Annotated in this window: 2 protein-coding genes; both read left to right on the top strand. The window is 59.4% G+C overall.

Annotated features, from left to right (window positions below):
- Window positions 1–189 (top strand): hypothetical protein (locus NFJ07_RS25565; protein ID WP_269998904.1); only part of this gene is annotated, 189 nt, incomplete at its 5' end.
- Window positions 190–216: 27 nt separating this feature from the next.
- The coding region (locus NFJ07_RS25560) for an APC family permease (protein WP_269998903.1) at window positions 217–944 on the top strand (728 nt) is incomplete at its 3' end.

Here is a 944-nt window from a genome sequence, read left to right as displayed (position 1 = left end):
TACGCGATGTACGCGCACGCCGTCGGCGCCAGCGAAGCTGACCTTGAAGAACTCACACTCGATGTCCTTGACCACATCTGGGTCGATGAAACGGAACGCCGTTCCTTGAAGTCGTTCTTCGCCGCGGAGATCAGCGCGCACAACGCACTACTCAGAAGCCCCGCACGCGTCTTGCGCACGACGTCCTGATCACCCAGACTCCAATGGAGAGAAACAATGAAGATTCAATCCAACCCGGCCCCTTCAAATAAGCTCCGTGGTAACACCGTCTCCACACCGCATCTGGTCTTTTTCGTGGTGTCCGCCGCCGCACCGCTGACCGTGCTTGCCGGCTTCCTGCCCATGGTCTTCCTCGAAGGCGGCGGGATTTCCCCTGTCGGTTACCTTGTCGCCGGTCTGGTCTACACCCTGTTCACGGTCGGTTTCATCACCATAGCGAAGCGGGTTCGTGACGCCGGCGCTTTCTACGCGTATATCAAGGCGGGCCTCGGAGACAGAATCGGTTCCGGTGCCGCCCTTGTCGCCTATGTCGGCTACACCCTAGGGCAAATAGGGTTCTGCGCTGCGGCCGGGCTTTTCGCTTCCAACGCCCTTCAGGGCTTCCTCGGCCTGGACGTTCCATGGGGCGTGTCCGCCGTCGTCATCGGGTTGACCGTCGGGGTGCTTTCCTATTGCCAGGTCAACATCGGCGCACGGGTACTGAGCGTTCTGCTCATGCTGGAGATAGGGATTCTCTTCATCCTGGCGGTTGCCATCCTTGTTCAAGGAACTCCCGAGGGCTATACCCTTGCAGCCTTCAACCCGGCAAACTGGACGCTCTCCGCCCTGGGACCCCTTCTTGTCCTGACTTTCATCGTGTACATCGGGTTCGAACAAACCGCTATCTACAGCGAAGAAACGAAGAACGCCGGAAAGTCGGTTCCGCGGGCGACCTACATCGCGGT

Source organism: Arthrobacter sp. B2a2-09 (assembly GCF_027587375.1).
Taxonomy (GTDB): domain Bacteria; phylum Actinomycetota; class Actinomycetes; order Actinomycetales; family Micrococcaceae; genus Arthrobacter.
Note: the sequence above shows the minus strand (reverse complement) of the source record. Positions and strands in the feature narration are given on the sequence as shown.